Consider the following 8,762-nt stretch of genomic DNA (forward strand, 5'->3'; position numbering starts at 1 on the left):
TTTTTTGTTAATGGCGGGCCCTTCGATCTAATTTGAGTAAACCTTAAATTAATCACGATCGTAAGCATTGCATTAACCTTGTTTTGACGATTGCGGCTGCAAAGTCCGGCCAGGCGTGGGTGGTTTGCCACGAGGCGAAGGGTTTCGGACGAATGCCAGCATCCCGATTGATTATTCTGGGCGTGGCTGCGGTCGCGGCGGGTGGCGCGGGCTATGTCGCCAAGAACATGGTGGTGGCGCCGCCAGCGCAGGTCGTTGTCAATGCGCCCGCGCAGCCGGCGGTCGCGTTGCAGGATGTGCTGGTACTGTCGGGCGATGTCCCGATGGGCAGCCAGCTCGGCAACAACGTCAGCTGGGAAAAATGGCCGTCCGACGGCGTCAATGCCAATTTCATCACGCGCGCCGCCGAACCTGACGCGGCCGAAAAGCTCAAGGGCTCGGTAGCGCGCGTGGCCATGTATACGGGCGAGCCGCTGCGCCGCTCCAAGCTGGTCGGCGAGGGGCAGAGCTTCATGTCGTCGATCCTGCCTTCAGGGATGCGCGCTGTCGCCACTGCGATATCGGCCGACACTTCCGCAGGCGGCTTCATCCTGCCCAACGACTTCGTCGACGTTATCATGACCCGCCGCGCCGACACCGGCAACGGCGGCAGCGGCTTCAACACCGAGACCATCCTCAAGAACATCCGGGTGCTGGCCATCGACCAGACCATCCAGGAAGACGAGGAAGGCAAGAAGACCAGGGTCGGCCAGACCGCGACGCTGGAGCTGACGCCGCAACAGGCCGAGATCATCACCGTCGCGCAGCAGATGGCGGACCGCCTGACGCTCGCGCTGCGCCCGATCACCGACATCCACGAAAAGAGTACGGACGAAGCCGACTATCTGGTCAACGGCAACGGCCGGCGCGGAACGGTGCGTCTGATCAAGTCGGGCGAGGTTTCCGAGGTGGGAGCAAGGAAATGACGCTAAATGGCAAACTGCTGCCCTTCCTGGCGACCGCGACGATCGGTCTGCTGCTGATTGGCGCCAACGCCTCGGGACTGGTCGAAGCCAAAGCCGCGAGCGCCGGCGTATCGGCTTCCGTCGCCACGCAGCGCGTCAAGCTCGGCCTCAACAAATCCGTGGTCATCGATCTGCCGAATGATGCCTATGACATCCTCGTCGCCAATCCGGCGGTTGCCGATGCCGTGACGCGCACGGCGCGGCGCATCTACCTGTTCGGCAAGGCGGTCGGCGAGACCAATATCTTCGTTTTCGGCCCCAATGGCGAGCAGATCGTCAGCCTGGACCTCGCCGTCGAGCGCGATGTCGCCGGGCTGGAGGATTATCTGAAGCGCTTCATCCCGTCCTCGCAGATCAAGGTCGAGCTGCTGAACGACAACGTTGTCCTCACCGGCATGGTCGACACGCCGCTCGATGCCAAGCGCGCCGTCGATCTCGCGACCATCTTCGTGTCAGGCGGTGAAGCGACGACCGGCCAATATTCGCAGACCGCCGCCGGCGGCTCGGTCAATGGCGGCGTCGACATCAACAACCCCGACCAGGAGCGCCGGACCTCCAAGATCGTCAACCTGTTGCAGATCATCGGCGACGATCAGGTAACGCTCAAGGTGACGGTCGCCGAAGTCAGCCGCTCGGTGATGAAACAGCTCGGCGTCAATATGCTCGCCAGCGGCGGCAGCAACGGCATTTCCTGGGCGGCGCTCAGCGACCCTTACATGGGTCTTGGCAAACCGCTGTCGAACGCGGGCCTCTCTATCAGCTCGTCAGGGCTGCAGTCCTATATCAACGCAATGGAACAGTCGGGGGTCATGAAGACCCTGGCTGAGCCGACTTTGACCGCCGTGTCCGGGGAAAAGGCGACCTTCAAGGTCGGCGGCGAGTACAATATTGTGAAGAGCGTTTCCGCCAACGTGTCCACGGACAACCAGACCGGTCTGCAGAACTATTCGGTCGACAAGATCGAGTACGGTATCGGGCTGGAGTTCCAGCCGGTTGTTCTGTCGCCCGGTCGCATAAGCCTGAAGGTGAGGACGTCGGTTTCCGAACCGACGACCGAAGGATCCGTATCGGCATCCACAGACAACCAGAACATCGGCATGAACGCTTTGTCGCTGCGCAAGCGCCTGGCCGATACGACGGTCGAACTGCCTTCCGGCGGTTCGATGATGATCGCGGGCCTCGTGCGCGACGATCTCAGGCAGGCTGTCACCGGATTGCCCGGCCTGACCAAGATCCCCGTGCTCGGGACGCTCTTCCGCAGCCGCGACTTCGTCCGCAACGAAAGCGAGCTCGTCATCATCATCACGCCCTATCTGGCGCGGCCGGTGGCGCGCAACGACCTGGCCAAGCCGGATGACAATTTCAACCCGCCGAGCGACGGCGCCGGCATGTTCCTCGGCCGCGTCAATCGCGTCTACGGCACCATGCAGACGGACAGACCAGCCGGGCGGTACCACGGCGTCGTCGGCTTCATCTACAAATGAGTGGGAACGCGGATATGTCCAAGTCAGCATCGAAGGTCATGACGGTCCGGACAGCATCCGGCATCGCAAGGAAGGGCCGGCAGGTGGTCCCGGCACTGGCGATCGCCCTTGCAGCGTCGCTCTCCGGATGCGCCAATCGCGACAGCGTCACGGTCGGGTCGATCCCGGATGACTATCGCACGACCCATCCGATCGTCATTGCCGAGAAGAACCAGAAGATCGATCTGCCGGTCGGCGCTGGCGATCGCGGCATGACCGGCGCGCAGCGCGACGCGCTGCTCGGTTTTCTCGACGGCTACGACAAGAGCGCTGCGCCGGCGCTGACGATCGCGATGCCGGCAGGCTCCGCCAACGAGGTCGCCGCCCGCGCCGCCGGCCGCGATTTTGCCAGGCTTGCCATGAAGGCGGGCGTCAAGCGCGATCGCATCGTCATGACTTCCTATCAGTCGGCCGTGCCGGAGGCGTCCGCGCCGGTGCGCGCCGCCTTCGTCGCGGTGCGGGCCCAGACCGACAAATGCGGGCGTTGGCCCGACGACCTGACCGAGACGTCGGACAACAAGCATTATGCCGACTTCGGCTGCTCCTATCAGAACAATCTCGCGGCCCAGGTGGCCAATCCCAACGATCTGATCGGGCCGCGCAAGCAGTCCGAAATCGATGCCGAAAATCGCGGCGCGGTGATCGATGTGTACCGGGCGAGAGGCATCTCAGACGAGTTCCTGGGCAATTCGGAAGTGACGTACTGAGCCGCCGGACGGCGAAGAGAGAGCAGCCACGGAAAGAGCATGACGATGAGCAATCTTGCCTACGACACGCCCGCGGAAACCGGCGACCTTTCGCAGCAGGACATCGCCGCCATGCAGGCGCTGCGCCCCGTGCCGCGCATTTCGATCCAGGCTTTCTGCGAGACCGAAGGCGTCGCCAGCCCCGTGGAGCGCGCCGCCGAGGATCGCCGTATGGCCAAGGCCCATCTCAAGGTCCATATGGGCGGCGTTCCGACCGCGATCGAGTTCTATCAGTCCGCGCCGACACCGAACCTGATCCTGCTGGAATCGCGCAGCGAGCCGAAGCAACTGCTCGAACAACTCGGCCAGCTCGCGGAGTATTGCGATCCCTCGTCCAAGGTCGTGGTCATCGGCCACTACAACGATGTCGGGCTCTACCGCGAGCTCATCCGTTCAGGCATTTCCGAATATGTCGTCGCGCCGGTCTCAATGTCCGACATCGTTAGCGTCGTGTCGTCGATCTTCGTCGATCCGGAATCGGAGCCGATAGGCCGCTCGATCGCCTTCATCGGCGCCAAGGGCGGCGTCGGCTCATCGACCATTGCCCACAATGCGGCCTGGGCGATGTCGTCGCTGTTCAAATCCGAAGTCGTCATCGCTGACCTCGACCTCGCCTTCGGCACCGCCAACATCAACTTCGATCAGGATCCGGCTCAGGGCATCGCAGAGGCCGTGTTTTCGCCTGAGCGGGTCGACGAGGTCTATCTCGACCGCCTGCTCGCGCAATGCGCCGAGCATCTGTCGCTGCTTGCGGCCCCCTCAACGCTCGAACGCGTCTATGATTTCGACGCCGAGGCGTTCTCGCAGATCATCGAGACGGCGCAACGCAGCGCGCCCCTGCTGGTTCTCGATATCCCTCACATCTGGAGCGGGTGGACGAAGAGCACGCTGATCAAGGCCGACGAGATCGTCATCACCGCCACGCCCGAGCTCGCAAATCTTCGCAACACCAAGAACTTGGTGGACATGCTGAAGCGGCTGCGCCCGAACGATCCGCCGCCGAAGCTGATCATCAACCAGGCAGGTGTGCCGAAACGGCCGGAGATAGCGCCTTCCGATTTCGCCGAGCCGCTTGGCATCACGCCCATGGCGGTGATCAATTTCGAACCGCTGCTGTTCGGCAATGCCGCCAACAACGGCCGCATGCTGACCGAGATGGACGCTAAGAACCCGGTCGTCGCGACCATCAACGAGATAGCGCATGTGCTGACCGGACGTAGCGAAATCAAGACAAAGAAGAAGGCGGGCCTGGGTTCGATCCTCGGCAAGCTCTCGCGCAACAGGAAATGACGCTGTTTGAGCGGCATCGGGTAGTCGATCATGTTTGGTAAGAGAGGCAAAGACGACGGCAACCGGGTGACGCCCGAATTCCGTCCGCCGGCGTCGGCTCCCGCCGCTCCCGCTTCGACGGGAACGATGACGGCCGAGCGGCCGGCCGTGCCGGCGTCCACCGCGCCGGCCGCGCCGCCGGCTCGCCGTCCCGTGGAGGCGCCGCCGATGGCGTCCGAGCCGCCAAGAAGGATCCAGCGCGAGCGCTCAGAGACTTACTACGACACCAAGAGCCAGGTGTTCTCCGCGCTCATCGACACGATCGATCTGTCGCAGCTCGCCAAGCTCGATCCCGAGAGCGCGCGCGAGGAAATCCGCGACATCGTCAACGATATTATCGCGATCAAGAACTTCGCGATGTCGATCTCCGAGCAGGAGGAGCTGCTTGAAGATATCTGCAACGACGTTCTGGGCTATGGACCGCTGGAGCCGCTGCTCGCCCGCGACGACATAGCCGACATCATGGTCAACGGCTCCAAAAACGTCTACATCGAAGTCAACGGCAGGGTCGAACAGACCGGCGTCCGCTTCCGCGACAACCAGCAGCTGCTCAACATCTGCCAGCGTATCGTCAGCCAGGTCGGCCGTCGTGTCGATGAATCGAGCCCAATCTGCGACGCGCGCCTGCCCGATGGCTCGCGCGTCAACGTCATCGCGCCGCCGCTCTCCATCGACGGCACCGCGCTCACCATCCGCAAGTTCAAGAAGGACAAGCTGACGCTGGACCAGCTGGTCAAGTTTGGCGCCATCTCGCCGCAAGGCGCGGAAATCCTCAAGATCATAGGCCGCGTCCGCTGCAATGTCGTCATCTCGGGCGGCACCGGCTCCGGCAAGACGACGCTGCTCAACTGCCTGACCAACTATATCGACCGCGAGGAGCGGGTCATCACCTGCGAGGACTCGGCCGAACTGCAGCTGCAGCAGCCGCATGTGGTGCGTCTCGAAACCCGGCCGCCCAATCTCGAGGGCGAGGGCGAGGTGACCATGCGCGATCTCGTCAAGAACTGCCTGCGTATGCGGCCCGAGCGCATCATCGTCGGCGAAGTGCGCGGACCGGAAGTGTTCGACCTTCTGCAGGCGATGAACACCGGTCACGACGGCTCGATGGGAACGATCCACTCGAACAGCCCCCGCGAATGCCTCAACCGTATCGAATCGATGATCGCCATGGGCGGCTATTCGCTGCCGCAGCGCACCGTGCGCGAGATCGTCGTCGGCTCGATCGACGTGATCATCCAGGCCGCTCGCCTGCGCGACGGTTCGCGCCGCATCACCCACATCACCGAGGTGGTCGGCATGGAAGGCGACGTCATCATCACCCAGGATCTCGTCCTCTATAACATCAAGGGCGAGGACTCGAGCGGCCGGCTGGTTGGCGAGCATGTGTCGACGGGCATCGGCCGCCCGCATTTCTGGGATCGCGCCCGCTATTATGGCGAGGAGCAGCGCCTCGCCAATGCGCTCGAGGCGATGGAGAAACGCGCTGACTGATTTGTCTGGAGGTTTGACGCAATTCCAGGAAAAGTGTGAAGCGGTTTTCCGTCCGGAATTGCGTCCAAACAAAGAAATAGGGCGGTTCGCCGTTTCTTTGCAACGGCGAAAGGGCCTAGGGGGACCGGTCGATGTTCGGAATTGACACCACCGTCCTGGCGTTCATCGTGCTCGCCGGCTTCAGCGCCGGCGCGGTGGCTTATGCTTTCCTGTTCACGCGCATCGACAACGAGAAGCAGGCGGGCAAGCGGCTTCAAACCATCAAGACAGCCGAAACCGACAGGTCGGTGGTGAAGGCCACGCGCGATCGCGCCGCGGAGGCGGTCAAGCGGCGCAAAAGTCTCCAGGACTCGCTCAAGCAGCTCGACGAGAAACAGAAGACCAACGATCGCACCCTCAAGAAACCGCCGCTGAAGGTTCAGATCCGCCAGGCCGGCATGCAGGTGCCGATCGAGCGCTTCTACATGTACTCCGCCGTCTGCAGCATCATCCTGACGGCCCTTCTCTTTTTCGTCGGCGCGCCTCTGTGGGCCCTGCCCGGCGCCCTGCTGGTGGGCGGGCTCGGCCTGCCGCGCTGGTTCGTTTCGTTTCGCCGCACACGTCGCGTGAAGGCCTTCCTGGAAGAGTTTCCGAACGCGCTCGACATCATCGTGCGCGCGGTCAAGTCCGGTCTGCCGCTCAACGACGCGATCCGCCTGATCGCCAATGAATCGCCCGAACCGGTCCGGTCGGAGTTCCGCCGCATCGTCGATTCCCAGCAGATGGGCATGTCGGTCCCCGACGCCGCCATGCGCATGTCCGAGACCATGCCGTGCAGCGAGGCCGGCTTCTTCGGGATCGTCATCCAGATCCAGTCGCAGGCCGGCGGCAACCTGTCCGAGGCGCTAGGCAACCTTTCGCGCGTCCTGCGCGACCGCAAGAAGATGAAGGCCAAGGTCCAGGCGCTGTCGATGGAAGCCAAGGCATCCGCCGTCATCATCGGCGCCCTGCCTTTTGTCGTCGCCTTTCTCGTCTATCTGTCGAGCCCGAATTATATCATGCCGCTGTTCACCACCAATGTCGGCAACCTGATCCTCGGCTGTGCGGGCGTCTGGATGTCGATCGGCATCCTGGTGATGCGCAAGATGATGAATTTCGAAGTGTAGGGGCGCGGATCCGGTGACAGAACAGGTCGTCAAAACACTCACCGATCCTTCCTTTCTGATCGCGATGCTGGTCTGCATCGCCGTGTTCGCGACCGTGTTCACCCTCATGCCGGCGTTCGGTGGCACGTCGCTCAAATCGCGCATGAAGTCCGTGGCGCTCGAACGAGACAAATTGCGCGCCGAGCAGCGCGCGCGGCTGGCCAGCGAGGCTGACCGCCGGCGCAAGGGCCTGCGCGAGGAACAGTCCATCGGCATGCGCAACATCGTCGACCGCCTGGATCTGAAGCGCGCGCTTGCCGATGAAAACACGATCCAGAAGCTCAAGGTCGCGGGCTTCCGCGGCCAGAACCCGCTGACGCGCTTCCTCTTCTTCCGCCTCGTCCTGCCATTCGTGGGCTTTGCGCTGGCGGCAGTCTACCTGTTCGTGCTCGGCGGCCTGCCGCAGCAGCCGGCTTTCATCAAGCTGTTCGTCTGTGTCGTCGTCGCCTATGGCGGCTTCTACGCGCCCATCCTCTATGTCAACAACCGCGCGACCAAGCGCAAGCAATCGATCCAACTGGCGTGGCCGGACGCGCTCGACCTGATGCTGATCTGCGTGGAATCCGGCATGTCGGTGGAAGCGGCCCTGCGCAGGGTCGCCGACGAAATCGGCGCGCAGTCGGTCCCGCTTGCCGAGGAATTCGTGCTCACCAATGCCGAATTGTCCTATCTGCAGGATCGCAAGATCGCTTATGAGAACCTGGCAAGCCGCACCGGCCTGGAATCGGTCAAGTCGGTGTCGCAGGCCCTGGTCCAGGCCGAACGCTACGGCACGCCGGTGGCGCATGCGCTGCGCGTGCTCGCCTCGGAAAGCCGCGACATGCGCATGAACGCGGCCGAGAAGAAAGCCGCCGCGCTGCCGCCGAAGCTCACCGTGCCGATGATCCTGTTCTTCCTGCCGGTTCTGTTCGCCATCATTCTTGGCCCGGCCGGCATCCAGGTCAGCCAGCGCGGCATCTTCGGCGACCAGCACAGCTCCTCGAGCAAGTAAAGCAATTCCAGGAAAAGTGTCGCGCGGGTTTCCGCCCGGAATTGCGTAGAAAAAGAGAAAGCATTCCAGGAAAAGTGTCGCGCGGTTTTCCGCCCGGAATTGCGTAGAAAAAGAGAAGGCAATTCCAGGAAAAGTGTCGAGCGGGTTTCCGTCCGGAATTGCGTAAAAAGCAAAGAGAAAGAGCCGTTCGTGTCAATCAAAAAAAGCCGCGCGGCTTTTGGATTGTCGGAGCGGGCGGCGCTTGGCGGCGTCCGTCAGTTCGTGGCGACTTTCGCCTTGTTCTTGTCCCGATCCTTCAGCTGGCTCCAGGCATTCTGCTGGGCAAGCATCTGGCGCAGATAGGCGACGTTGGCCTGCGCCTGTTCGGGCGACAATTCCTGCGAGGCGATCTTCTCGGCCTCGTCGAAGCGGCCCTGCAGGCCCACTACGAGTGCAAGGTTCTGCCGCACCCGGCTGTCGGCGCTAGGCTGCTGCGCGGCCGAGCGCATATAGGT

General features: G+C 62.8%; 7 protein-coding genes and 1 pseudogene. 7 read left to right on the forward strand and 1 reads right to left on the reverse strand.

All coding sequences use genetic code 11. The features are described from left to right. Positions 1–152: 152 nt before the first annotated feature. From cpaB to EOA28_RS15330, 7 genes are all read left to right on the forward strand, one after another. The gene (gene cpaB / locus EOA28_RS15300; RefSeq protein WP_127252216.1) at positions 153–965 is read left to right on the forward strand and encodes a Flp pilus assembly protein CpaB; all 813 of its coding nucleotides are present in this window, start codon (positions 153–155) and stop codon (positions 963–965) included. Then, positions 962–2,488, forward strand: coding sequence for a type II and III secretion system protein family protein (locus EOA28_RS15305; protein ID WP_127252215.1), 1,527 nt, complete (start codon positions 962–964; stop codon positions 2,486–2,488). The genes cpaB and EOA28_RS15305 overlap by 4 nt, the downstream gene beginning before the upstream one ends. Positions 2,489–2,502: 14 nt before the next feature. Continuing rightward, positions 2,503–3,234, forward strand: a complete 732-nt coding sequence (locus EOA28_RS15310) for a CpaD family pilus assembly protein (protein ID WP_127252214.1) — start codon at positions 2,503–2,505, stop codon at positions 3,232–3,234. Positions 3,235–3,279: 45 nt separating this feature from the next. Continuing rightward, positions 3,280–4,563: a CpaE family protein gene (locus EOA28_RS15315; RefSeq protein ID WP_189342051.1), complete on the forward strand. Its 1,284-nt coding sequence runs from the start codon at positions 3,280–3,282 to the stop codon at positions 4,561–4,563. Between the two features lie 30 nt (positions 4,564–4,593). Beyond that, complete coding sequence (locus tag EOA28_RS15320) at positions 4,594–6,093, forward strand: CpaF family protein (RefSeq protein ID WP_127386075.1); 1,500 nt, start codon at positions 4,594–4,596, stop codon at positions 6,091–6,093. Between the two features lie 131 nt (positions 6,094–6,224). Further along, positions 6,225–7,238 (forward strand): type II secretion system F family protein, encoded by a 1,014-nt coding sequence (locus tag EOA28_RS15325; protein ID WP_128315020.1) that lies wholly within the window; start codon positions 6,225–6,227, stop codon positions 7,236–7,238. 13 nt (positions 7,239–7,251) lie between these two features. Beyond that, on the forward strand, positions 7,252–8,268 hold the full coding sequence (locus tag EOA28_RS15330) for a type II secretion system F family protein (RefSeq protein ID WP_127250802.1): 1,017 nt from the start codon (positions 7,252–7,254) through the stop codon (positions 8,266–8,268). A gap of 254 nt (positions 8,269–8,522) precedes the next feature. On the opposite strand, the pseudogene EOA28_RS15335 reads toward EOA28_RS15330, so the two are convergent. Then, positions 8,523–8,762 (reverse strand): annotated as a pseudogene (locus EOA28_RS15335) (pilus assembly protein TadD); the annotation flags it as partial.

Origin of the sequence: Mesorhizobium sp. M2A.F.Ca.ET.067.02.1.1 (assembly GCF_004023285.1) — a bacterium.
GTDB lineage: Bacteria > Pseudomonadota > Alphaproteobacteria > Rhizobiales > Rhizobiaceae > Mesorhizobium.